Below are 24536 nucleotides of genomic sequence, written 5' to 3'. Positions count from 1 at the left end.
AAACAAACTTCTCTCCCATCATCTCTGAGGTAGCCTCTGTATCTGCCTATAAAGATTATGATGATAATTCATTCTTTTACTTAGTAGAGGGATTTAAAAACGATACTCCTACTACCTTTATGCTTAAGATTGATGAGCAGGATTATGTAAACCAAACCTATACCTACATCGACTTCTCTAACATAACTATCAACGATAATACCCAATTCTGTACCACAAGAGGTGCGAGCAGTAAGTTCTTACCTGCTAAAGAATGTTCTCCCCAAGATAATACATTAGCTAAAATCTGTGCAGTGTTTCAAGATGGAAACTGCTTGTAATAGAACTGCTGTTGACGCACTAAGTCCCCATTTTAAATTCCCTTTGTGGGATTTACGGGGCGCTTAACCTACTATTGGGATTAAAAAAACCTTCACATCTTGTGAAGGTTTTTTTGTAGTAGAAATACTCTTTCAAAAAAAACAAGACTATTAAATAGCTACTAACAAACAAAATAAAAAATAGCTATCCTGTAAGGAATCGCTTATTTTTACCACTAATAAATCAAAATTCTTTATGTCAAAATCATACTACGACCCCGCCGATCTTCGCAAGTTTGGAAATATCACAGATTGGAGTGAAGAACTCGGTACAAAATTCTTTGATTATTACGGTAAAGTTTTTGAAGAAGGTGCGCTTTCTGCAAGAGAAAAATCGTTGATCGCACTAGCCGTTTCTCATGTTGTTAAATGTCCTTATTGCATTGATGCGTATACTAAAGATGGATTACAACGCGGAGTTACTAAAGAAGAAATGATGGAAGCTGTTCATGCTGCTTCTGCGATTGAAGCAGGAGCATCTTTAGTTCATGGAGTCCAAATGATGAATAAATATGATAAATTAAGCATGTAATTGCTTATTCTAGTTGACTACATAAAGTTTTATGGCCACTACTTCTCTTAAAAAAAGAAATAACGATCTCGCAAACACCAATAGACAACTTGAAATCCTCAGCAATGGGATTTTTCAGTCTGGGGAGTTGCCTACATTCAAAGAAAAAATCAAACAGACCAATCAGTTTCCACTAAAGTCTAAAGGGATTGAGATTCTTCAGATTAATGTAGGATATATGTGCAATCAGGTGTGCGAACACTGTCACGTAGATGCAGGTCCTGATCGTAAAGAAATCATGACCCGTGAAACCATGCAGCAATGCCTTGAAGTCATCAAAAAAACTGGAGCACATACCTTGGATCTTACCGGTGGCGCTCCAGAAATGAACCCAAACTTTAGATGGTTTGTGGAAGAGGCTACAAAAATTGGTGTCAAAGATATCATAGTACGTAGCAATCTTACAATCATAAGAGCCAATAAAAAATATCACGATTTACCTCAATTTTTTAAGAATCATGGGATTCATGTGGTATCCTCACTTCCTCATTACACCAGAGGTAAGACAGATAAGCAGCGTGGCGACGGAGTTTTTGATAAATCCATCCAGGCACTAAAAGACTTAAACGCTGTGGGTTATGGAATGCAAGAAACTGATTTAAAATTAGATCTTGTTTACAATCCTTCCGGAGCATTTTTACCTACAGATCAGGCATTGCTAGAAAAAGATTATAAAAAGGCTTTAATGGAAGACTTTGGCATATCGTTTAACGATCTATTTGCCATTACAAACTTACCCATTAGCCGGTTTTTAGATTACTTAATTGCTTCTGAAAATTATGAAGATTACATGTATGCTCTAGTAGAAGCCTACAATCCAGCTGCTGTAGCTAATGTAATGTGCACAAATACAATTTCAGTAAGTTGGGATGGCTGGTTATACGATTGTGACTTCAATCAAATGTTGAACCTAAAAGTAAATGGTAACGTTAAGCACATTAGCGATTATAATGAAGAGATTCTGCAAAATCGCGAAATTATCATTTCACAACATTGTTACGGGTGTACCGCGGGTGCAGGGAGTAGTTGTCAGGGAACGGTTGCATAATACATGAATAAACACCTCATTATATTACTAATTCTCCTACTTACCCTTTTGGGAGCTTTTCAGTGGTCTGTACAAAGCCAACAATCCATGAATATTCTTATCGATTCGCTCAACAAAGAAAGTGTTCCATACATTTCTGCGGAAGAGTTAGAATGGCGATTAGCCTCCGAAAATATCGTATTGTTAGATACTCGTTCCAAGGCTGAATATGATGTTAGTCACATCGCAACTGCTATTTATGTTGGCGAAAAACCTTCCGAAGAGATCATTCGTAATCTTCCGAAAAATCCTGAAGCCATTATATTGTACTGTTCCCTTGGCGTACGGTCTGAAGATGTGGGCGAGCAGTTATTAGATATGGAAATAGAAAATGTGTATAACCTTTACGGCGGAATCTTCCACTGGAAAAATCAAGGTAAAACCGTGGTATCTCCCAGTGGTGAAGCTACCGAAAAAGTGCATGCCTATTCTAAAATATGGGGAGTTTGGCTTAAAAATGCAGAAAAAGTTTATTAATTATGAATTCAAAAAAACGTTTGCTGCTTATTTTTACACGAAACCCAATATTGGGAGAGTGTAAAACGCGACTTGCCAAAAAAATTGGAGATGAAAAAGCGTTAGAAGTGTATACCACCCTGCTTGATCATACCGTTGCTGTCACCAAGCCATTAGAAGTCACAAAAAAAGTCTATTATTCTAAAGATATCATTAAAAACGACCGATGGGATGAAGACATTTTTTCAAAGAAAAAGCAACAGGGAGCTAATCTTGGCGATCGAATGAAAAGTGCATTTAAAGAAGGGTTTGAAGAAGGATTCAAAGAAATCATTATCATAGGAAGTGACATGCACGATTTATCTACTCAGGATCTAAGCGATGCGTTTGGAGAATTGGCAAACAGCAATGTAGTGATTGGCCCTGCTGAGGATGGCGGATATTATTTACTGGGCATGAAAAGTCTCTACAAACAGGTGTTTGAAGATAAAGACTGGGGAGACTCCACTGTCCTCAAAGACACATTATATGATTTGAACAGTCTTGATGTAGCTTTACTGTCGCAAAAAAATGATATTGACACCTACGAGGATCTACAGGGAATAGAAGAATTTAGCACATTTATTACAAAATCCTAATGAAAAAATTTATTGAAGAAACCGCAGCATTCATAAAAAGTAAAGGTTTTGAAGCACCTGAAGTGGGTATTATCCTGGGAACCGGTTTAGGTCAACTTATAAACGAAATTGACATCATTAGTGAAGTAAGTTATAATCACATTCCTCATTTCCCCACCGCTACTGTTGAGTTTCATAAAGGCAAATTAATATATGGAACTCTCTCTGGCAAAAAAGTCGTCGTCATGCAGGGTAGATTTCATTTGTACGAAGGATATACGCTACAGGACATTACTTACCCGGTAAGGGTAATGAAAGAACTTGGCATTCAAAAGCTATTGGTTTCAAATGCTTCAGGTGCGATTAATCTCAATTTTAAAAAAGGCGAATTGATGTTGATAGATGACCACATTAATTTGCAAGGTGGATCGCCTTTAGCCTTTAAAGGTGTCGAACACTTGGGAGAACGCTTTACCGATATGAGCGTTCCTTATGATCCCGTAATGAATAAAACCATCAAAGAAATCGCTACTGTCGAAAATATTACGCTTCATGAAGGAGTTTACGCATCAGTAGTAGGACCTCAACTAGAAACCAGAGCAGAGTATCGATACCTTAATACCATAGGAGCAGATGCTGTTGGTATGAGCACGGTGCCAGAAGTCATTGTGGCAAATCACCTTGAATTACCGGTTTCAGCTATTTCGGTATTAACAGATGAATGTGATCCAGATCATTTAAAACCGGTCGACATTGAAGATATTATCGCTCATGCCGCAAAAGCAGAGCCCAATTTAACCACCATTTTCAAGAAATTAATTCAATCCATCCAGTAATATGAGCTATTTAGAAGCTACTCACGATTTATACAAAGATGCTGCACTTACGCCAGATGTTGGCCTTTGCTGCACAACAAATCCAGTATGGGAATTACCGGGACTTAAAATTCCTCGTATCATGCAAGAAATGAACTACGGTTGTGGTAGTACCGTTCACGCGAGAGATTTAACGAACAATCCAAGAACCCTTTATGTTGGTGTTGGCGGCGGAATGGAACTTTTGCAATTTGCCTATTTTTCGCGTCAAAAAGGTGGTGTCGTGGGTGTAGATGTTGTGGATGAAATGTTAAGCGCTTCGCGGAAAAATTTTAAGGAAGCCGAAGAACTTAATCCCTGGTTCGACTCTTCTTTTGTTGAGCTAAAAAAGGGAGACGCCTTAAATCTTCCGGTAGAAGATGACAGCATTGATGTAGCTGCACAAAATTGTTTGTTTAATATCTTCAAAGCCGAAGATCTTAAACGTGCCATAGCAGAAATGTATCGCGTACTTAAACCTCACGGGAGGTTGGTCATGAGCGATCCTACCTGTGAACAACCAATGAATGACACGTTGAGAAACGATGATCGTTTAAGAGCGCTGTGCCTAAGCGGAAGCATACCCATAGTAGAATACATCAAAATGCTCACTGATGCAGGATTTGGGACCATTGAGATCAGAGCCAGAAAACCGTATCGCATCCTTGACCCTAAACACTACGCGACAGATGAGTTGATTTATATCGAATCTATTGAAGTGGCGGCGATAAAAGATCCTATGCCGGCTGATGGCCCTTGTATTTTTACTGGAAAAGCAGCGATTTATTATGGTGAAGAAGATTTTTTTGATGATAACTTAGGCCACGTACTCTTAAAAAATCAACCCCTGGCAGTGTGTGATAAAACTGCCGGAGCATTAGCCGGATTAAACAGAGATGATATTTTTATTAGTCCCTCTACATTTCACTACGATGGAGGTGGCTGTTGTTAGTAGAACAAAATAAGAAAGAGCGCCTTAAATAATTAAAGCGCTCTTTTTATACGATTAAAATCAATTAATCCCTGGTGATCTCGATCACCTCAAACTCCATCGTTCCATTAGGCACTTGTATTTGTGCCGTGTCACCTACTTTTTTGCCAAGCAATCCTTTTCCTATGGGGGAATCTACAGATATTTTTCCGGTTTTTAAATCGGCCTCACTCTGAGCAACTAATTTGTAGGACATTACTGCGCCATTCGTTTTATTTTTAATCTTCACTGTACTGTGTACCAGCACTTTTGAAGTATCCAGTTGGCTTTCATCAATTAAACGTGCTCCAGCCAGCGTTTCTTCTAGTCTAGCAATGCGCATTTCAAGCATTCCCTGTGCTTCTTTTGCCGCATCGTATTCGGCATTTTCACTTAAATCACCTTTATCTCTTGCTTCAGCAATCGCATTTGAGGCTTTGGGGCGTTCTATGTCTTTGAGCTGTTGCAGCTCATCTCTTAATTTTTTTAGTCCTTCTGCGGTGTAATAAGATACTTTACTCATAACTTCATCGTTTTACTTTACGTGTCATATAAACACAAAAAATCCCATTGGCGTTTGCGACGGGATTCAAGCAAAGATAATAAATTTTAACAAGCACAACAATTGTACTACCTTGGCCAAAAAATATCAAGTGATGCGTAAATTTCTTTTTCTGTTTAGTTTAATTTTAGTCTTTTCTAACTGTGAAAGTGACGATGCGCGTACAGATAATCCATTCTTACTGGATGTAAATGTAAATGTCTTTATTGACCTTAGCTTGCCTCAATTTAATCCATTGCAATTTCCAAATCAGCCCATATATATTTCTGGAGCCGGCAACAAAGGGTTAATTGTAAATAATAGAGGAAATGGCTCATTTGATGCCTATGATGCAAGTGACCCCAATCATGCTCCTAACAATTGTTCTACGTTAAGTATAGATGGGATTGTAGCAACCTGTGGCTGTGAAGATGAAAATGCCTATAATATTGTTACGGGAGGTCCACAAACTGACCTGCAATACCCCTTATTGCGTTATAGAGTTCTGGACAATGAGGATGGAACACTTAGAATAACAAATTAAGATTATAGAAAATTGAATAGCACAAACGCTTCTAGTGAAGGTCGTTCTATATCGCTAAGAGTGTAATCGTAAGCAAAGCCAAGTCGCATGATATCTGTCGCATGGTATAAGATTAAGCCGCTTATGGCGTCTTCATATCGATATGAGATCCCAGGTTCGAATTTTCCATATAAGTTTACCGATAGATTCGTATCAAAACTCCACGGTGCGTTTAGAGCGGTTTTAACTAAGAAAGATGGTTTTAGAATAACATCTTGATTGATTTGCCATTCGTATCTTGAATGAACAAAAAGATGTTGCGCTTCACTACCGTATTCTAATTCTTGATCATTACTCTTTAGACTGTAATAATCTGCTTCAAAAAAATTAGGCACTGCTACACCCAGGTAAAAGTTATCACTGTATAAAAAAAATCCCGCTCCCAGAGTGAAAAAGGTTGTATTTACATCTTGCCCAAACGCCAAATCATTTTGTTCGACTAGTTCCAGTTGGGTCAATCCGGCTCTGTAAAATGAAAGTCCGGGCTTAATTCCTCCCGAAAGAGAAAAAGTTTCACTCAATTGTACATGGTAGGATACGTCTGTACTAATCCAGGTTTCACTTAATGGACCATTATGATCTGATATAACAGAGAATCCTGCTCCCACTTGATTTTTTAATCTCCCCTCCATCGCAAGGCTCACCGTTTTAGGAGCATCATCAAACCCAATCCATTGAATACGACTGATGAGCCCTATACCCAGATTTTCTGAAGTGCCTGCAAATGCAGGATTAACCAGATTCACCTGGTACATATACTGCGTATATTGAGGATCCTGCTGGCTCAAGCCATTATGTATAAAGCCTATCAGAATACATAAAAAAATGAAAAATCTATTTTTCACATTGTAAAATTAAGTAAACAGGAAAATGATCGCTGTATCCTCCCTTATATTTTCTCCCAACATATGTTCTAAATGGATTGCCCTTAAATTTACCACGATGAATTTTAAGAAATAGCGGGTCAAAAATATCGGCATCAAGATAAGTAAGCCTTGACTTATTTTCTAAAGGTTTGGAGATTAATATCTGATCGAACAAATTCCACTGAAATTCATAATTTTGAGTCCCTCGTTGTCTTTCTTTAAGTGATTTGGTGAGGTTCTTTAGTCCTGCGTATTCTAAGGTTTTTAAGCTTCGGCTTTCAGGATTATCGTTAAAGTCACCCATGACAAGAATTGTTGGATGATGAAAATGTTGTTTTATTTCTTCAATTTTATGAAGATTTGCTTCAGCGGCAGCCAAACGTTTATATTCTGTAGAGGTTGCCCCTTCTCTTCGGCTGGGCCAATGATTAACTAAGAGGTGTAACTCTTCTCCCGCTAATGCCAGATGAACATATAATATGTCGCGTGTAAGATCCCGAACTCCCTCTGTACTTTCTATCATAAGCGGAATAGTTTCCGAAGAAATAATTTGAACGGTTTCCTTTTTATAAAGTAGCCCTACATCAATTCCGCGTTCATCAGGCGAGTCAAAATGGATCACTCCATACGCGAGTTTTTCCAAAGCTCTTTCTTTACAAAGATCCTCCAAGACCGTTTTATTTTCAACTTCTGCTACACCAATTACATCTGGACTGTGTCCTGTTTCTGTTTCACCTATTTGAGAAATAACGCTTGCCAATTTTCTCAATTTACGATAATACCGCTTCTTATTCCAGTTACGTTGTGAATCTGGTGTGAAGTCATCGTCAAGCGCATAGGGATCATTGTTCGTATCAAATAGATTTTCAAGATTATAAAAGGCTATAGTGAACGCATTTTTGACGTGATCCTGTTTCTTAAGTAGCGATAACATATAGTAACAGCGTTAATTTTGTCTAACATACAAAATGCATCACAAACATAATCCGTAATTTTAGCTTTAAAGTAAATCTTGCATGTTAGAACAGGAAAATATAGAATACGAGAAAGCAGTTTTGGTAGGTATAATTACCCAGAGTCAAGATGAAGAAACCTCTACTGAGTACCTTGATGAACTTGAATTTCTTACCTATAGTGCTGGTGGTGAAGTACTAAAACGATTTACGCAAAAGATGGATCGACCTGATCCCAAGACGTTTATTGGTTCTGGTAAGATGGAGATGGTTCGTCAATTTGTAGAGGAGCATGAAATAGGCACAGCCATTTTTGACGACGAATTAACCCCCGCACAACAAAAAAATATTGAGCGTATTTTAAAGTGCAAGGTGATTGACCGTACGTATCTCATCCTTGATATTTTTTCACAACGTGCGCAAACCAGTTATGCCCGCACACAGGTTGAACTGGCTCAGTATGAGTACTTACTTCCACGCTTGGTGGGATTATGGACTCACTTAGAACGTCAACGTGGGGGTATTGGAATGCGGGGTCCTGGGGAGACCGAAATTGAAACTGACCGCCGAATCGTTCGCGATAAGATAAGCCTGCTTAAAAAGAAAATTAAATCTATTGATAAGCAAATGTCTACCCAGCGGGGCAATAGAGGAGCTTTGGTGCGCGTTGCTCTTGTAGGCTACACGAATGTGGGAAAATCCACGCTGATGAATGCCATTAGCAAGAGTGATGTATTTGTTGAGAATAAACTTTTTGCTACGCTGGATACTACGGTAAGAAAAGTGGTGATTAGAAATCTACCCTTTTTATTAAGTGATACAGTTGGTTTTATTCGAAAACTACCCACACAGCTTGTAGAATCTTTTAAATCAACCTTAGATGAGGTACGTGAAGCAGATTTATTGCTTCATGTAGTTGATATTTCTCATAAGAGTTTTGAGGAACACATTGCATCTGTCAACAAGATTTTAGATGAAATAAACAGTGCCGATAAACCAACCATAATGGTGTTTAACAAAATTGATCAGTACAAAGCTGAAGATTTTGATGAAACAGATCTTACGATTGAGCGAACTACAGCGAATTACTCTTTAGAAGAATGGCAAAAGACCTGGATGAATAAATTGGGCGATCGTGTTTTATTTATTTCTGCCTTGAACAAGGAGAATTTTGACGAGTTACGTAAAAAAGTGTACGATGCGGTACGCGAAATCCATGTGACCCGATTCCCTCATAATCATTTTTTATATCCTGAATACCAAGAAACTGTTGAATAGTTCTCACATAGCATTATATTTTAAAACAAAAAGCCGATCCATATGGATCGGCTTTTTTATTGAAAAAAGAAAGATTTTCCCTTAGTTTCCTGAAACTTCTACATTATCGATATGATATCGCGTTGTGGCAGAAGGATCTGATCCTTGATATCTAAATGCGATATGAACTGAATCTCCATCGATACAAGAAAGATTTATAGGTCCTACCGCTTCAAAGTCACCAAAGGTACCACTAGGCCCTTGTGGAATATTGGCATCTTCAAGCAAAGACCAATCAGCTTCAGCGATATTTCCAGAAAAATTAGTTGACACTAAAATGGTAAGAATTTCTCCGTTATCAAAGTTAGCCTGTATATCCAGGTTTAATTCATCTTCAGAGGTGTTATTTAGGTTTAAGGCGGGTGTAATTAACCAAGAATCAATGTTGGTATCATCAGAATTAAATCCTGTAATCTGAGCATAAAAGTTATTGTCAAAACTACCTAAGGTATACGATACAGAACTCGCTACTACGCTGCCAATAGTCCAGCCATCTGCCGTAAGATCATTTAAGTTTCCAAGACTTTCAAAATCTTCAGCAAATAAAACACTACCGGCAATATCTGTATCGTCACAGTTTGTAGGATCTGCTAAAACAATCTCAATAGGATCACATCGCTCATCACTATCAAAATTTAAATCTGTAATTGAGGTCATGGCTAAATTAAACTCATCCCCGAAGAAATTTTTTGTCAACACACCACTGATACTTCCACTCCCACTTGGTAAAGTTGCTGATTTAAATTTTGCAAAAGTACTTGTTGCTAAAATCGTGGTCATGGCATCATCGCAGCTCTCTACGATACGCTCACCGTCAAATTCATCGGTTGGTTCACCAGCAAACGTGAGCGGATCATCACCCAACACATCAAATCTATTAAATTGAACATTATTGATTCTAATGAATAAATTGGTTTTATTATCAGCAAATTCACTTACCATAAGATCTAAAGGAACAATTTCCTCCACCACCGGTGAACGAAGGATGGCCTCTTCTAGTCCCGGAGTAAATTCTCCGTCTGCCAGGCCACCGGGTATTTGTTCTAAAAATGGTCCCGCTCCTTCAACTCCTAAAGCAATTACTCCATTGCTGACCCCGGCAGATAATCCCTGTAGGTTGACGTAAACCTTTCTTCCAAACTCAAAATTAGACCATAGTGGATTTTGATCTACCAAGACTCGAATACCTACCGTTGGATTCTCTGGCAAGTCTTGAATGATTAGTTCTTCAAAAAAGTTGCCGGCTAGATCTGAAGAAACAACATATCCTGTCATGTATTGTACAGGGTCCTCTTGAGTTCCCTCGAATTCAAAATTCACTTTTTCTTCAAAGTCATCGTAAGGAATAGATGGATTATCTTGTGCCTGCAACAGCTCATTTACCACTTCACTTACTTCTACCACGATTCCATCAAGATCTGGTTCGCTAAATTCTGTTACAGTTGGTGGTACACCATAATCATCGTCTTTCACGCAGCTGGTTACTAGTGCGAATAGTGCGACCATTACTACTATGTTTAATTGAATTGTTTTCATTATGCTATTATTAATATTCTTAAAATCTTATGTAAAGGTTGAGGTAATATGTTCGTCCATTTCCAAAGAAATATCTATTACCAAAAACGGGTGTAGATCGGTTGTTCTCCAACACTAAATCATTAAAATTACCTGACCTGGACTGTTCAAATCCACCAGACTTAAATTCCTGATCTAATACATTATTGATCGTGGCAAAGAACCCAACGAAATAATCATCAATACGCCACGACTTTCCACCTACGATATTTACTAATGAGTATGCTTCGAATTCTTCTTGTCTCAATAATTGCTTAGCAACATCTTCATCATATTCAGCTAGTGGTAATCCATCAAAATCCAAGCCAATTGCCTGTGTTCGTAGTAACGCCGATGGGTCTATGTAAGCGTTGGAAAAATGATTAAACGTAGTGCCAATCCACCAAAATTTTGGATCTCTATACTCAAATCCAATTTGATAGGCACGTTCTGGTCCGCCGGCTATGTGGTAATCCTTAAGATACGTTTTTCCATCACCAAAACGAATTTCTGCATTTTCAATTTGCGCTACACCATCTGCAATTTGGGTTAGGTCATCTGTGGTATAATAAACATCGGGATTACTGGTATACGTAAATTGTCCTACACCTGCAGCTGCCTTTAATTTAATGGTAGGGGTTACTTGCGCTTCTATCCCAAGTTCACCTCCAAAATTTTGTCGGTCTACTCCGGTTAAAACCTCTTGAAGAAAACCAGTTCCTATACCACCAAAGTTTGTGAAGAAAAAATTTATTTCAGTTTGATCTTCAAATGTAGTGTAATACCCTGTCAATCTAGCTTTTACAAGTGGTGAGCGATAAATGTACGACACATCTCCTGAGGTAATTACCTCACTTTCCAGTCCTGAGACGACTGCATTATTTTGTCGTGCATTAGAAAATGAGTTTCTTATGACAGGTGCTTTAGTATAATATCCCCCATTTACATCAAACACATGACGACCAGTCAACTTGTACGTTGCTCCTGCTTTTGCCCCATAGTTTGTAAACTCTAATTCTTCGCTTTCTCCAAAAGAGAGCTGACCGGGAAAGTTTCCATTCTCATACAAACCATTTCTTTGATAGGTGGTTTGAGAAACATTTCCTCCAACATAAAAATCAACCAGACTGTACTTGAATTGAGCTTGAGCAAAAGCTTTTGCTTCTGTCGCATCAATCTCATAATTATATTTGTAACGGTCACCTTCGGTCACGATACGATTAGGTGTTCTTAGGTTGGATTGGGCGGCATCGTCTAAGGTTACATCAGCCGTTTCTTCAGCGAAAAAATCTACGTCTAAAAAACCGGTTCCACCTAGAAGGTCGTCAACCTGTGCAAAATTTTCGCTTATTAAATTGGTATAAGAAACACTTGCATCAACTTCAATGTCGTCATTGACACGCGCATTTAAAATCATATTAGCTGTGATCTTATCATCTTCTATACGATCATCTTGAATGATGTATACAGAATTATCGCCATTGGCAGCATTATTAATGTTCGCACGATAAAACTGATCCCAATTGATTTGACCGTTATTTCTAAAATTTTGTTCGGCCACGTACGCTTTATAGAAGTCAACAGCTGATACGTTATTGAATCTTAAAAAATAACTCGGTAAATTTTGATAATATGCAGGATCTGGATTTCTAGCTCCACCCTCATAAGCAACCTCTCCATTTGACGCCACTTTTAACGTTGTCCCTCCATTATCAATTCTTGTGTTGCTTTGAAAACCAGTTTGATAGGATACATTCGTATTTAAGCGAATATCATCTGTGATATTCCAGTAATGATTTAGCATGAATACAGGCTCTGCAATTTCTCGCATTCTAGCATTTCTTTTATCCCCGTCTTGAAATCCCCAAAATGGATTGTACCGTACTCCTTTTAAATCGACTATTTCTTGTGTAATGGCTGTTGCTCTACCTCTTCTGTTAGGGGTATAAAAGCTGGTCAAATTTAGACTGTGTTCGTCATTAATTTTCTTTTCAACAGACGCAAAAAACGAATTGGCATTATATGAAGTTCCTTCTTTAAACCCTTCTTCTCCAAATCTCCTTGAAGCCATAACCGTGTAGGCCCAGCCATTTGTCATTAATCCAGAGTTATAAGACGCCATTACTCTGCCTTCATAGCTACGGTCTGAAGCTGCGTAAGAAACTCTCCCCCCTTTACGATATTGTGAGGCACTCATAACCATATTTGTAGTTCCTCCAACATCACCAAATGTATACTCATTTGCTTTAAGACCTAACGTAAACTCTTGATTACGCTGTATATCATTTAATCCTCCCCAATTTGACCACTGTGGTCTACCGTTGAAAAGCTTATTCATTTCGATACCGTTGATCAACACCTTATTATTTGCGTTGTCCAAACCTCTTGGTCTAAAAAATGTAGCACTAAAATCAAATGCAGCGGCACTTAAGTAGGTGTCTCTTGAAGCTTGTAATAATCCTGAAACATTGTAGGCTGAAAAATCTTCATCACTATCAAGTTGATTATCAGCTAAGCTTATCGTGCTTATCTGTAACAATTCATCATTAATATCTACATTTAGATCAATAATTTCTAGGTCCAGAATATTACCCAGATTAACTGTGATCGTTAGGCGTTTGCTCTCATATCCTAATTTAGAAAATGTGATAACCTGTTCTCCAAGTGGTAACTTGCTTCCAGAGATGTAGAACTCGCCAAGCCCGTTTGTTTCTACAGTAATGTCACTGTTCTCGATGCGGACTTCAACATCGGGTACCTCCTCTTCGGTTAAGGCATCTACTACCTTTCCCTTAATGCCGGTTTGTTGCGACCAACCTAAAAAAGAGCAGAGTAGTAAAACCCACAACATACAAGGTATACCCCGTATAACTTTCTTCATTAATTGTAAACTTTAAGAAATTATTATTAAAACGCGGCAAAAGTACAATTTTGAAATTCATTTTTTACCTTTGGCGCAACTTTTGCCCAATAGTTAACATAAACTTAAAATAGAATTTTATAATGCTAAAAATCAACACATTATTATTTGTGATTTTTATAGGTTTTTCTTCAGTTCAAGCTCAAGAAAAGAAAACATATCGCATTAATACCGTTGCGTTCTATAACGTTGAAAATTTATTTGACACCATTGATGATCCTGTCACTTTTGATGATGATCGTACCCCAGATGGAAAAGATCATTGGACAGAGGAGATTTACCAGAAAAAATTAACTAACATGGCCAATGTTATTGCAGATATTGGTCGTGATATCACTAAAACTACTCCGGCGATTGTAGGGCTTTGCGAAGTTGAAAATAGAAAAGTCGTAGAAGACCTAATAAATCAACCCGGCTTACTTGAAAAAGATTATGGAATCGTGCATTTTGATTCTCCCGATCGCCGCGGTATTGATGTTGCACTCATTTATCAAAAAAGACTCTTTAAACCCGTTCAAAAAAGCAAACACGAATTACTAATTTATAAATCTGAAGACCCCGAAGATCGTGTTTACACAAGAGATCAGTTACTAGTTTCTGGATTACTTGATGGCGAAATGATGCACTTTATTGTAAATCACTGGCCCTCAAGAAGCGGTGGTGAAGCGCGTAGTAGATACAAACGTGAAAAAGCGGCTAAATTAAACAAGCAACTTATAGATTCTATACAGGCAAAGGATCCATACGCAAAGATTATCACCATGGGCGATCTTAATGATGATCCCACCAACAATAGTGTGAAGAGAATTCTTGGTGCGCAGTCTTCTCAAAAGAAAGTAGGCCTCAAGGGATTGTACAATCCCATGGCTAAAATGCATCGCAAAGGACTAGGAACACTTGCGTACCGGGATAGCTGGAATCTGTTTGATCAAATGATTATTTCAGACCCGTTTTTAAAAAATGACTATTCTTCGTACCGCTTTTATAAAGCCGGAATATTTAATCCAAACTACCTGGCAAATCCTTCAGGCAGGTATAAAGGATATCCTTACCGAAGTTTTGCAAACGGTGGATGGACAGGCGGATACAGTGATCACTTTCCTGTATATATTTATTTGATTAAAGAGAGAATCGCTTCCGCGGAAGCGAACTAACGCGTATGTATAGTGGTAGAAGAGATGAGGACATCTCTGGTGATATCAAAACTTTTATCCAATCCACGACGCCCACGGAATTCTACTTAACATGAGGATAAGCGAAATACTGAAGAAGATCGTTAAGGTCTTTAGTTTTGGGGTTGAAGTCAACTTTTTTTTATGCTTAGAATAACCAATCGTTACCAGAGCAACCACAATAATCATCGTAATAGGATGTTCAACCGCATAGAGGCGTAAGGCAGAACTACCCATAAGGTCTTTCATGCTGTTATTTTGCCATAAGGCTAATCCTAAGGGTGAAATTATCCAAAGCACCAAAGCAATCAAAAACTGAATATGAGTTGCAATTAGCGTAAACAATCCAAGTCTAAAATCAGTAGGACGGTATTCTCTCTTACGTACAAAGCCTATAAAGGCATTCGCCGTAGCGATAATTAAGACAATAAGTACAATATACGCCCAACCAGAGTGAGCGTGTTTAAGAGCGGTATACATAGTAGTTTAATTATTAGCGCAAAAGTAAGGAAGTACAAGGGCATAAAAAAACCACCTCTTAAAGAGAGGTGGTTAAAATAGAATGTTGATTTCTTTTTAGTTAAAGATATATCTTAATCCAACTTGCATTTGCCATCTTGAGGACTGTATACCAGTGTCATCTAAAATATCAATATCAGCATTATCATCAAAAATAAACACCGGATCTGTGCTTCCATTACTTGATACATTTTCAAGGAATGAGAAGTTATTTATTTGAGCATATCTTTTACCCCAATCTTTATTTATCAAATTAGTAAAGTTGAATATATCTAGTGATAATTGAAGCGTATGTTTTTTCTCAGCGAAATTCAGACTAAAGTCTTGTAAAAACTTAAGATCTACAATGTGACTCCATCTTTGACGGTCCCCGTTACGCTCAGCATAATCGCCTCTTCTACCACTTAGATAATCATTGTTGCTAATGAAGTTATCTAATGCTTCCCATTCATCATTGGTAGATCCATTCTCGTTGACATCTACTAACTGAATTTCTGAAGAATTAGCCGGTACGTAAATTAAGGCATTATCTCTAGAATCATCATTTAATATCCTTCTTCCTTCATAGATATATGAGAAAGGTTGACCTTCTAGTCCTTCATATACAAAACCTAGATAGGTCTTAATATTATCATTCCACTTAAATTCCTTTCCAAAGTTGCTAAAAATTCTGTGTCCTTGAGCAAAATCTGAAACGGATAAATCTGGTTTGTTCTTACCATTAATAGTTTGCAGGTTTCTCCATTGAGAACTATTTTGAGATGATGTACCGTCAAATATAGACTCTGCCTCACCATAAGAATATGTAAAGCTACCTGCAAATCCGTTTTGCATCGGTTTCGTTAACGTGAAAGAGGCATTCCATGAACTACCAGCTCCTGTATTTGATCCAAGTATAATACGGTTATAGGTAGGATCAACCGGATTCCTTGTGTATACTGGCCGATCATCAGCTCCATTTAAGATAGCTACAGGCTCTCCTATATTGAGGTTCTCGTAATAAATTGCTGTTAGATTATCATTATAAATAAAATCGGCAGATGCAATCAGTCCTAAAAATGGTAATTTCTGATCAATTGCAATATTATATTTCATTAACTGCGGAAGCATAAAGTCGGGCGCGAATAAATCTACATTACCTCCTACTTCTCCTGATTGGCTATCTAAATGTTGAGGCTGATTATTTACATCAGGATTGAACACAATCGGATCATCGAAGTTGGTCTCATCACTAAATCCTCCAGTTATACCTCCATTATTGTTATAAGTTCCCCCAGGCCATACAAGCGGAAGTCTTGAAGTAAAAATTCCTAATCCTCCTCTAATCTGTGTTGTTCGATCACCTTTTACATCCCAGTTAAAGCCAATTCTAGGAGCAATATGTGCTTTGGTATCTACACCCTTTCCAACTCGTGCGCCCTGTAAGTCTTTACCAGCAGCCTCAAGAACTTCTACAGCTCTTGTATTGAAGTCCTCATTGGCAACGCCATCTTCCCATACGGGAAAATCAATTCTTAAACCGGCAGATAGTTTGAAATTATCAGTAATATCAACATTGTCTTGTAGGTAAAAGCCTAATTGCATAAAGTCAAATTCAGCAGCACCCGAAGAGTCATCTCCGACAGCATTACTGTTATCAGCAACAGAATAACCAGTCTCATATACAAAAGGATTTCCACCATTTATGAATTCATCAATATTGTCGTAGACATAATACCCGTAATTACTTGGAAAAAATAAGTTCTTAGCTGAAGTGAATTCATTATGCGTTCCAATAGTAATAGAATGTCTACCACTATATATTTCAAAATTGTTCGTGATAGTAAGAACATCTGTATTCAATAGGTTTGCAGTGGAAAATCTTTCTGCTCCAAGTTGAATACCTTGACCGGCAAAGGGATTAAGCCCGTCAGAAATTGATACAGATGGAAAAGGATTACCAAGAGGGTCTCGATCATCCCTTACACCTGTATAACCAACAATGAAATTATTTGCAAGTTTATTGCCAAAACTAGAACTCAATTCTAATGTAGCAGAGTTTACTGTGCTATTAAACAATTCAGATCCATTAAGAAATCTAAGTGCGTTGGCATTTGAATTTCTTGCCTCTAAATTTTCTGCATCAGTATATCGATATGATAAAGATAATTTATGATCATCGCTGATGTTCCAATCTAGTTTAGTGGCTATCCTGTTACTTTCAAGGGTTTGAGGGTTTCCATCAAATGAGCCTATATCGTAATTGTAAGTATCACTTAAAAAATTTCTAAGCCTTGTTATGTTATTTTGAGCTGTTGTAAGGTCAAATATGGTCTGTCCTGTATTGTCAGGATCTGCAATTTGTCCTAAATCTCCATTATAATTTGAAAGATTGAAAGGTTGAGGAGTATCTCTGTTCTCTCTCTCATAATTTACAAACAGAAATAATTTATCTTTTATGATTGGACCACCTATGCGAACACCGTAATTTTCGGCATTAAACTCCGCTAATCTTTCTCTTTCATCTCCATCATTAACTAGATCAGGTGGTGTTTCTCCCGCAAGAGACTCATTTCTTAGGAATCCATACACAGAACCTTCCCACTCATTAGTACCACTTCTCGTTATGGCGCTTATTGCACCTCCCGCAAATCCAGAGATTCTAACATCAAACGGAGCAAGTGAAACCTGAAACGACTCAATAGCATCTACTGAAAAAGGATTAACTCCCGTCTGCCCCCCGTTAGTTCCAGAACCTGCTAGACCAAATACATCATTATTTACCGCTCCGTCAATATAGATTGCATTATATCTATTATTCTGACCCGCTAAGGAAATAGAGAAGCCATCATCTCCTTCACTAATTTGAGCTTGCGGAGTAAGTCTTACAAAATCTGCAATTGATCTTGAAACAGTTGGTAATGTTGTAATATCTCTTTGAGAAATATTTGTAGATGTTCCCGTTTTGTTCGAATCAAAAACATTATCTCTAGTTGCTGAAATAACAACTTCATCCAGCGCATTCGTAGCTTCAGATAATTGAGTATTTATACGTTCTGTGTCACCTAATTGAAGATATATATTCTCTCTAATAAAATCTTCAAAGCCAACGTAGGTGATCGTAACCGTGTAAGGTCCACCTACTCTCATATTCGACATTCGATAAAATCCATCAAAATCTGTTGTTACACCATATCGAGTTCCTGTTGGCGTGTGCAAAGCCTGTACCGTGGCACCCAATAGAGGTTCCCCAGTGTTATCTGTAACCTGACCCGTGAGAGAGGCCGTAGTTACACCTTGAGCAAACGCTCCAACGCTTGCAAAGAATAATAATACGAGTAAAATTCGTTTCATGTGTAGTAATTTAAATAGTGCTTTATTTTTGTGCAAAAGAAACATTTTAGCATAAGCTCAACATTACCTTAATGTTAAGTTTTAACCTTTTTTTAGTTCTTTGAATAACAAGATACTAGAAAAATAGTTTGATAAAATTTTCTCTTTTTATTTGGTTAACTAACTTATAAACAAATTGTTAGTTAATTGCTAAAATGAAATTTGATCTAATTGATCTTTTATCGGAAGTATATATTCTTGAAAGCGTGGCTTAATACTGTCTGGCATAGGTTCTGAAGCAGGTAGATCCTCTGTTAATGGATTGACCTGGCGCCCATTTTTCCAAAAGCGATAGCACACATGAGGTCCGCCCGTGTTTCCCGTCATCCCAATGGTTCCAATAACATCTCCTTGTTGCACAAAATCTCCAGGTTTTACCAATCGTTTTTGCATGTGTAAGTACTGCGTTTCATAGGTGCCGTTATGACGAATTTTTACATAATTCCCGTTACCTCCACGATATTCTGACTTTGTAACAACTCCATCTGCGGTTGCCATAATAGGAGTCCCCACACGACCTGCAAAATCAGTTCCTTTGTGTGGACGCACTTTATATCCATAGTATTTGATTCTGCGCTTTAGGTTGTATCTGGATGAGATTCTATTAAATTTTAGAGGTCCTTTTAAAAACGCGCGCCTTAAGTTATTGGTTTCATCGTCGTAATAATCGATCACATTGGTTGTTGTGTCTGCCTGAAATCTAAATGCATAAATAGGCTTTTCATGGTGCACGAAATAAGCAGCTTTAATATCATCAAATCCTATCCTGATGGTATCGTTGATATATTTTTCAGTATAAATAATTTTAAATCGATCTCCTTTTTGAAGTTTAAAAAAGTTGATGGTCCATGCATAGATATCTGAAAGTTTATATGCCGCCATAATATTCAACCCCAAATCGTCAAAGGTGCTGGAAAGATTATTATCGATTATCCCCGATGCAGATTTCTCTATAATTGTAATGGGTTTTGAGTCACTATACGCACAAACTTTATCTGTAAAGTCAATTACCATATAGTCAGAACTATTCTCTTCGTAAATAAAGGCATTAACTGTAGCTAAACTATCTTTACTTTTTAAAATAGTATACGGCTTACCTGCTCTTAAACGCGCAGGATTAAACGTTTCTTTGACCTGCTCCACTACCTCAAATACGGTCTGACTGGAAACGCCTTGAGTATCCATAATCACTCCAAAGGTCTCCCCTTTTTTGATGGTATCTCTGATTACTTCGTAATGATCTAAAATAAATCCAAACTCTTCGGTAAGCTTTGGGATATCGATGACAGATTCAACGTCATACGCGTGTTCATTTAAATCTTCAAAATCATCTTCTTTACAAGAAAATACTACACACATCAGCAGTATTAGACATCCTAAATTCTTCAAATTTTATAGTACTTTTTTATTTACTTATTAATTCATCAACCCAGGATTTTCCCCAGGTTTGTTTTTCAGCTTCTGTCCAAAGATTTGGGAAAAAGGAGATTCGCTGAAAACTTGGTGGTAAGTAGGATTTCCAATTTGTTCCGCCGGTAGCATCCACTACTTTATTTTTATCATTGAGATAGCGATATGCAGCACCCATATGCATGAGCAACCAGTTAACGTTTGCATTCATATCAAAATTGCGCAAGGCTTCTACTAAAAGAGTATTGGATTGTTCTTCTGTTGATAGTTCGAGATATTTGTGATAAATCGTGCTGTTTTGTACTTGTCTCGTGATTCGTAAAAAACGGGGCGTATATCGTTTTTCAAATTGTCTTAAGGTCAATGTTTTTTCTCCTGTCTTTAGATCTGTAGCTCCTCTTTTCCAGTAAATATTCTCATACAAATCCTCTACTGTTTGTTTCTCTTTCACATCATCTCTCACATCAGGATGAACAAGATGGTTTAGTGGAGTCGAATAAAACTCTATCATTCTAAATTGAGCCGATTGAAAACCACTTGCCGGCAATAAGGACATGCGATATTTTAGGAATTGCGCTCTTTCCATTCCTTTGATCATCACATCAAAAGAATTAATCAATACCCTAAAATAGCGATTGATGCGTTCGATTTTTTCTGCAAAAAAATCTGCACTTAACTGGGGATTATCTTTAATTTGTAGTTGCTCATGAATAATGAGCTTGAAATACAACTCTGTGATTTGATGATAGGTTACAAAAATCATCTCATCAGGAAAAGGGGTTTTTGGGTTTTGCAGACTTAAAAGTGTATCTAAATGGATATAGTCCCAATAGGTAAGGTATCGGTCGTGCAATAGACCATCTAAATAGGAACTCATATCCTGACCAGAATTTCTAAATTTCTCTTCTAGTTGGTGAATACGCTCTTCAATTTCTGGTGAAATTGCCATGAAATTAGTCTACTTGCTTTACAAAAGGGTTTTTAAGTCCTTTAAATCCTATTAAATCTGCTTCAAGGGAACCAACAGCTAATTTAGCTTCTATCTTTACAGGCATTTTATTCTTATCATCACTCACATAAAACGTGACACTTTCCTGTTCTTTAAAAACCCTTCCGGCTTGTACATAAGGTCTAAATTTTAGACACTTGATTTTTCCGAAATTTGTTTTAATCGTTTCCTTTCCTAAGAATTTTGTTCTAAAAACATAATTCTCATCGTCAAAGAATAAATTAATATTATGTTCTTCCCCTTTTGTAAGATTTGTTATGTCTATACGGTTGCGAAGGTAATAAAAAGCTGATAACATATCTTGTACATTATCGCTTATAGTAAAGGTTTTTTCAGTGTTACGCTTTTTATCTATTACTAATGCTGTTTTAGCAGAATGGTCAAAATCAATCTGACGATTTTTGATATATCCACCTTCATTAATTTTTCTGATGAACCTGATGGGCTGATTAGTTTCTTTATGAATATAGGTTTCATATCGATCATCTACCTTGAAAAAGAGATCGAGTAAACCTGTAGACTTACCTTTTCCTAGTACATGGTGTACGGGTTGATTATTGAAAATTTTATCCTTGACCTCAAGTGTAGCATAACTTGCATTAAACCAGCCGTAGTGAATTCTAAATTTAAACCACTCTCCTGACTCATACGCCTCTGGTACATCTCTGGTAGCAGATAGTATTGGAGCGAAAGCCAAAACCACGAGAAAAAATTTTTTCATTATTCTTATTTTACGTCTGTTTAAAGACAAGATTATAATCTTAAGATTACAAATCCCATTCCAAAGTTAGAAAAGAAAAAAACCCTATCAAATAATGAAAGGGTTTTCTCTTATTAACCAACTAAAACTTAAATTATGAAAAATCAATTAATAATCTCTCATGGTATAAATTTACAATGCGCGCATAATAATATAAAATTATTTGTACTATTTAACAGTATCTTTTTTGTGTATCAATGATCTTCACAGCGTTCCTCTATTGCTTTGTTCACGTTCTATTGCTTCAAAAAGTGCTTTAAAGTTTCCTTTTCCAAAGGATTGCGCTCCTTTACGCTGGATCACTTCAAAAAACATGGTAGGTCGATCTACCACCGGTTTGGTAAATAATTGTAGCAGGTAGCCTTCTTCATCTCGATCTACGAGAACCCCATGTTCTTTAAGTACCTCAACATCTTCTTCAATTTGTCCTACCCGTTCCAGGAGATCGTCATAATACGTCTCTGGTACATAAAGAAATTCTACGCCGCGATCTCGCATTTGTGAAACCGTTGCAATGATATCGTCTGTCGCTACGGCAATATGTTGTACACCTGCGCTATTGTAAAAGTCTAAATATTCTTCAATTTGAGATTTTTTAGCGCCCTCAGCCGGTTCATTGATGGGGAATTTGATTCTTCCATTACCGTTGCTCATCACCTTACTCATGAGTGCGGTATACTCTGTAGAAATATCTTTGTCATCAAAAGAAATGATTTGGGCAAAGCCCATGACTTCGGCATAAAACTTACACCAGGTGTTCATTTCATTCCATCCCACATTGCCTACCATGTGATCAATATATTTTAGTCCAACATGGGTTGGGTTGTAATGGGATTGCCATTTTTTGAATCCCGGAAGAAAAACTCCGCGATAATTTTTTCGTTCAACAAATATATGCACGGTCTCCCCATAAGTATAAATCCCAGATCGTATCACGTGCCCGTGTTCATCTTCTTCTTTAGTGGGATTCATAAAAGGCTTAGCCCCTCTTTTGGTTGTTTCTTCAAATGCCTTGGTGGCATCTTCAACCCATAATGCCACGACTTTTACACCATCACCGTGTTCATTGATATGGCGATTAATCTCTCCGTCTTTTTCTAGTGATGTAGTAAGTACTAGTCGTATTTTACCTTGTCTTAGTACATAAGATACTTTGTCTTGCATCCCTGTTTCAAGTCCTGCGTAGGCTTCGGACTGAAAACCAAAAGCGGTTTTATAATAATGCGCTGATTGCTTGGCATTACCTACGTATAATTCTACGTAATCTGTCCCCAGAAGCGGTAGAAAGTCTTCGGCTTCCTTAAAAAGCTTCTTAAGTTCAAAACTGGTTTTTTGAAGATCCTCTAAATTTTTTATTTCGGTTGACATGATGTTCTACTATTAAATGATTGTACTAAATATGATAAGGGCTAAAAATCTTCAGCCTTCACTACCACATTGCCCTTAGGTGCACCGATATTGTTAATTGTTCTACGCTCATTATTCCAACCATGATGTATAATAATCCTCATCAGCAATATGTAAGGCTTCTTCTGTTAATTGAAGTGGTTTAAACGTATCTACCATAACGGCAAGTTCATCTGTCTTTGTCTTGCCTATGCTGCGCTCTACCGCGCCGGGATGTGGCCCATGCGGAATGCCTGCAGGATGCAACGAGATATGACCCGCAGCAATGTCATTGCGGCTCATAAAATCGCCATCTACATAGTACAATACCTCATCACTATCTATATTACTATGATTATAAGGTGCCGGAATACTCAACGGATGATAGTCGTACAATCGCGGTACAAAACTACATACCACAAAAGCGTCTGTTTCAAAGGTTTGATGAACCGGTGGCGGCTGATGAATTCTACCTGTAATAGGTTCAAAATCGTGAATAGAAAATGCATACGGATAATTGTATCCATCATAGCCTACCACATCAAATGGATGCGTAGCATAGATCATATCAAAGATGTCTCCTTGTTTCTTTACTTTGATCAAAAAGTCACCTTTTTCATCATTCGTCTCTAACTCTTGTGGTCGTCTCAAATCTCGCTCACAAAAAGGAGAATGTTCCAACAATTGCCCAAACCAGTTTCTATATCGTTTTGGCGTGTAAATGGGCCGGTAAGATTCTACAATAAACAGCCGGTTATCCTGAGTATCAAAGTCAATTTGATAGATAATTCCTCGGGGGATTAACAGATAATCGCCGTACTTAAATTCAAGATTACCCAGCATGGTGCGGAGTTTTCCGGAGCCTTTATGAATGAACAGGAGTTCATCTGCATCTGTATTTTTATAAAAATATTCCTTTTGTGACGTTTTAGGAGCGGCTAAAATGATATTACAATCAGTGTTGGTTAAGACAATTTTTCGGCTATCCAGATAATCATCTTTCGGTTTAATTTTAAAACCATGTAATCTATAGGACTGGATGTTATTCGCCTTAGCAATTTTAGGTTTAACGCTGTACTGCTTTTTTATTTCTTTTACCTGCGTGGGTCTATGTTCATGGTAGATGTTGGAATACATCCCATCAAAACCTATGGTGCCAAACAACTGCTCGTAGTATAAATCACCATTTGGTTTTCTAAACTGCGTGTGCCGTTTAGGCGGAATTTTCCCTGAGCTATGATAAAAAGGCATATTTGACGT

Annotated in this window: 22 protein-coding genes; 10 read left to right on the top strand and 12 right to left on the bottom strand. The window is 37.5% G+C overall.

Annotated elements, in window-relative coordinates; all coding sequences use genetic code 11:
* The 7 genes from ABD000_RS10850 to arsM all read left to right on the top strand — a co-directional run.
* Positions 1–320: hypothetical protein (locus ABD000_RS10850; RefSeq protein WP_343767284.1), on the top strand; the 320-nt coding region annotated here is incomplete at its 5' end.
* A gap of 235 nt (positions 321–555) precedes the next feature.
* Positions 556–891, top strand: coding sequence for an arsenosugar biosynthesis-associated peroxidase-like protein (locus tag ABD000_RS10845; protein WP_343767282.1), 336 nt, complete (start codon positions 556–558; stop codon positions 889–891).
* Positions 892–922: 31 nt separating this feature from the next.
* On the top strand, positions 923–1978 hold the full coding sequence (gene arsS / locus ABD000_RS10840) for an arsenosugar biosynthesis radical SAM (seleno)protein ArsS (RefSeq protein ID WP_343767279.1): 1056 nt from the start codon (positions 923–925) through the stop codon (positions 1976–1978).
* Positions 1979–2065: 87 nt separating this feature from the next.
* Positions 2066–2494, top strand: coding sequence for a rhodanese-like domain-containing protein (locus tag ABD000_RS10835; RefSeq protein WP_343767273.1), 429 nt, complete (start codon positions 2066–2068; stop codon positions 2492–2494).
* Between the two features lie 2 nt (positions 2495–2496).
* Complete coding sequence (locus ABD000_RS10830) at positions 2497–3111, top strand: TIGR04282 family arsenosugar biosynthesis glycosyltransferase (protein ID WP_343767271.1); 615 nt, start codon at positions 2497–2499, stop codon at positions 3109–3111.
* The gene (locus ABD000_RS10825; protein WP_343767268.1) at positions 3111–3926 is read left to right on the top strand and encodes a purine-nucleoside phosphorylase; all 816 of its coding nucleotides are present in this window, start codon (positions 3111–3113) and stop codon (positions 3924–3926) included. Before ABD000_RS10830 ends, ABD000_RS10825 begins: the two co-directional genes overlap by 1 nt.
* Position 3927: 1 nt before the next feature.
* Positions 3928–4896 carry an arsenosugar biosynthesis arsenite methyltransferase ArsM gene (gene arsM / locus ABD000_RS10820; protein ID WP_343767266.1) on the top strand — a complete coding sequence of 323 codons (969 nt, stop codon included), beginning with the start codon at positions 3928–3930 and terminating at the stop codon, positions 4894–4896.
* A gap of 64 nt (positions 4897–4960) precedes the next feature.
* Here arsM and greA read toward each other — a convergent pair whose 3' ends face one another.
* Positions 4961–5437, bottom strand: coding sequence for a transcription elongation factor GreA (greA, locus tag ABD000_RS10815; RefSeq protein WP_343767264.1), 477 nt, complete (start codon positions 5435–5437; stop codon positions 4961–4963).
* Positions 5438–5570: 133 nt separating this feature from the next.
* Here greA and ABD000_RS10810 point away from each other — a divergent pair, with 133 nt between their 5' ends.
* Entirely contained in the window at positions 5571–5999 is a 429-nt protein-coding gene (locus ABD000_RS10810) for a hypothetical protein (protein WP_343767262.1), read from the top strand.
* A 2-nt stretch (positions 6000–6001) separates the two neighbouring features.
* Here the strand turns inward: ABD000_RS10810 and ABD000_RS10805 are convergent, their stop codons facing one another.
* Positions 6002–6883 (bottom strand): PorP/SprF family type IX secretion system membrane protein, encoded by an 882-nt coding sequence (locus ABD000_RS10805; protein WP_343767260.1) that lies wholly within the window; start codon positions 6881–6883, stop codon positions 6002–6004.
* Entirely contained in the window at positions 6873–7838 is a 966-nt protein-coding gene (locus tag ABD000_RS10800) for an endonuclease/exonuclease/phosphatase family protein (RefSeq protein WP_343767258.1), read from the bottom strand. Before ABD000_RS10800 ends, ABD000_RS10805 begins: the two co-directional genes overlap by 11 nt.
* Before the next feature lie 82 nt (positions 7839–7920).
* Between ABD000_RS10800 and hflX the strand changes: the two genes are divergently transcribed.
* Positions 7921–9135 carry a GTPase HflX gene (hflX, locus tag ABD000_RS10795; protein WP_343767256.1) on the top strand — a complete coding sequence of 405 codons (1215 nt, stop codon included), beginning with the start codon at positions 7921–7923 and terminating at the stop codon, positions 9133–9135.
* An 81-nt stretch (positions 9136–9216) separates the two neighbouring features.
* On the opposite strand, the gene ABD000_RS10790 is transcribed toward hflX, so the two are convergent.
* Positions 9217–10710 (bottom strand): DUF5689 domain-containing protein, encoded by a 1494-nt coding sequence (locus ABD000_RS10790; protein ID WP_343767252.1) that lies wholly within the window; start codon positions 10708–10710, stop codon positions 9217–9219.
* Positions 10711–10729: 19 nt separating this feature from the next.
* Positions 10730–13609 carry a carboxypeptidase-like regulatory domain-containing protein gene (locus ABD000_RS10785; protein WP_343767247.1) on the bottom strand — a complete coding sequence of 960 codons (2880 nt, stop codon included), beginning with the start codon at positions 13607–13609 and terminating at the stop codon, positions 10730–10732.
* A 122-nt stretch (positions 13610–13731) separates the two neighbouring features.
* On the opposite strand from ABD000_RS10785, the gene ABD000_RS10780 reads away from it, so the two are divergent.
* Positions 13732–14802 (top strand): endonuclease/exonuclease/phosphatase family protein, encoded by a 1071-nt coding sequence (locus tag ABD000_RS10780; RefSeq protein WP_343767242.1) that lies wholly within the window; start codon positions 13732–13734, stop codon positions 14800–14802.
* Positions 14803–14856: 54 nt separating this feature from the next.
* Here the strand turns inward: ABD000_RS10780 and ABD000_RS10775 are convergent, their stop codons facing one another.
* From ABD000_RS10775 to ABD000_RS10745, 7 genes are all read right to left on the bottom strand, one after another.
* Complete coding sequence (locus tag ABD000_RS10775) at positions 14857–15300, bottom strand: hypothetical protein (RefSeq protein WP_343767237.1); 444 nt, start codon at positions 15298–15300, stop codon at positions 14857–14859.
* Positions 15301–15396: 96 nt separating this feature from the next.
* Positions 15397–18672 (bottom strand): TonB-dependent receptor, encoded by a 3276-nt coding sequence (locus ABD000_RS10770; protein WP_343767234.1) that lies wholly within the window; start codon positions 18670–18672, stop codon positions 15397–15399.
* 189 nt (positions 18673–18861) lie between these two features.
* Entirely contained in the window at positions 18862–20070 is a 1209-nt protein-coding gene (locus ABD000_RS10765) for a peptidoglycan DD-metalloendopeptidase family protein (protein ID WP_343767232.1), read from the bottom strand.
* A 46-nt stretch (positions 20071–20116) separates the two neighbouring features.
* Positions 20117–21070 carry a tryptophan 2,3-dioxygenase family protein gene (locus tag ABD000_RS10760; RefSeq protein ID WP_343767228.1) on the bottom strand — a complete coding sequence of 318 codons (954 nt, stop codon included), beginning with the start codon at positions 21068–21070 and terminating at the stop codon, positions 20117–20119.
* Positions 21071–21074: 4 nt separating this feature from the next.
* Positions 21075–21851 carry a DUF3108 domain-containing protein gene (locus ABD000_RS10755; RefSeq protein ID WP_343767225.1) on the bottom strand — a complete coding sequence of 259 codons (777 nt, stop codon included), beginning with the start codon at positions 21849–21851 and terminating at the stop codon, positions 21075–21077.
* 243 nt (positions 21852–22094) lie between these two features.
* On the bottom strand, positions 22095–23258 hold the full coding sequence (gene hppD, locus ABD000_RS10750; protein WP_343767223.1) for a 4-hydroxyphenylpyruvate dioxygenase: 1164 nt from the start codon (positions 23256–23258) through the stop codon (positions 22095–22097).
* 111 nt (positions 23259–23369) lie between these two features.
* Complete coding sequence (locus ABD000_RS10745) at positions 23370–24527, bottom strand: homogentisate 1,2-dioxygenase (RefSeq protein ID WP_343767220.1); 1158 nt, start codon at positions 24525–24527, stop codon at positions 23370–23372.
* Positions 24528–24536: the final 9 nt, after the last annotated feature.

Origin of the sequence: Gangjinia marincola, assembly GCF_039523415.1 — a bacterium.
GTDB classification, from domain to species: domain Bacteria; phylum Bacteroidota; class Bacteroidia; order Flavobacteriales; family Flavobacteriaceae; genus Gangjinia; species Gangjinia marincola.
This window is presented reverse-complemented; position numbering and strand designations above follow the sequence as displayed.